Below are 1,104 nucleotides of genomic sequence, written 5' to 3'. Positions count from 1 at the left end.
AACTTCGTCACGCTTAGTACCACGTAGAAGAACACCAACGTTCTCACCAGCACGGCCTTCGTCAAGAAGCTTACGGAACATCTCAACACCAGTACAAGTAGTTGTAATAGTGTCTACGATACCAACGATAGCAACTTCGTCACCAACTTTGATGATACCTTGCTCAACACGACCAGTTACAACAGTACCACGGCCTTGGATTGAGAATACATCTTCGATTGGAAGAATGAATGGTAGATCGATTGCACGCTCTGGCTCTGGGATGTAAGAATCTAGAGCTTCTGCTAGTTCAACAATCTTGTCTTCCCACTCTTTCTCGCCGTTTAGAGCGCCTAGAGCAGAACCCATGATTACTGGGCAATCATCACCTGGGAAGTCGTACTCAGAAAGAAGTTCACGAACTTCCATCTCAACTAGCTCAAGTAGTTCTTCATCATCAACCATGTCACACTTGTTCATGAATACGATGATGTAAGGGATACCAACCTGGCGACCAAGTAGGATGTGCTCACGTGTTTGTGGCATTGGGCCGTCAGTTGCAGCAACAACTAGGATACCGCCGTCCATTTGAGCAGCACCAGTGATCATGTTTTTAACGTAATCGGCGTGTCCAGGACAGTCAACGTGTGCGTAGTGACGAGTTGGAGTATCGTACTCTACGTGAGAAGTAGAGATTGTGATACCACGCTCGCGCTCTTCTGGAGCGTTATCGATAGATGCGAAGTCTTTAGCAACACCACCGTACACTTTTGCAAGTGTAGTACAGATAGCAGCAGTTAGAGTTGTTTTACCGTGGTCAACGTGGCCGATAGTACCAACGTTTACGTGCGGTTTTACGCGTTCAAATTTTTCTTTAGACATGGATAGTCCCTCTGGGCACGGTATTTAGTGGCATTACGACCACACAACCAAACATGGGTTTGTTGAGTATATAACAAATGGATGAAATAAGACTTGAGAGTGGTGCTGATAGGCAGATTTGAACTGCCGACCTCACCCTTACCAAGGGTGCGCTCTACCGACTGAGCTATATCAGCACACAAGAAATGTGGAGCGGGCAGCGGGAATCGAACCCGCATCATCAGCTTGGAAGGCTGAGGTAAT

The 1,104-nt window shown here is 46.8% G+C and carries 1 protein-coding gene and 1 tRNA gene; both read right to left on the bottom strand.

All coding sequences use genetic code 11. From position 1 onward, the window contains the following. The coding region (gene tuf / locus I3255_RS14665; RefSeq protein WP_238039487.1) for an elongation factor Tu at window positions 1-861 on the bottom strand (861 nt) is incomplete at its 3' end. Between the two features lie 100 nt (window positions 862-961). After that, window positions 962-1,037, bottom strand: a tRNA-Thr gene (locus I3255_RS14660). Window positions 1,038-1,104 lie beyond the last annotated feature (67 nt).

This window comes from Psychrobacter sp. Ps6, from assembly GCF_022129235.1.
Taxonomy (GTDB): domain Bacteria; phylum Pseudomonadota; class Gammaproteobacteria; order Pseudomonadales; family Moraxellaceae; genus Psychrobacter.
The sequence above is the reverse complement of the archived record's forward strand: the minus strand, read 5'-3'. Positions and strand labels throughout refer to the sequence as shown.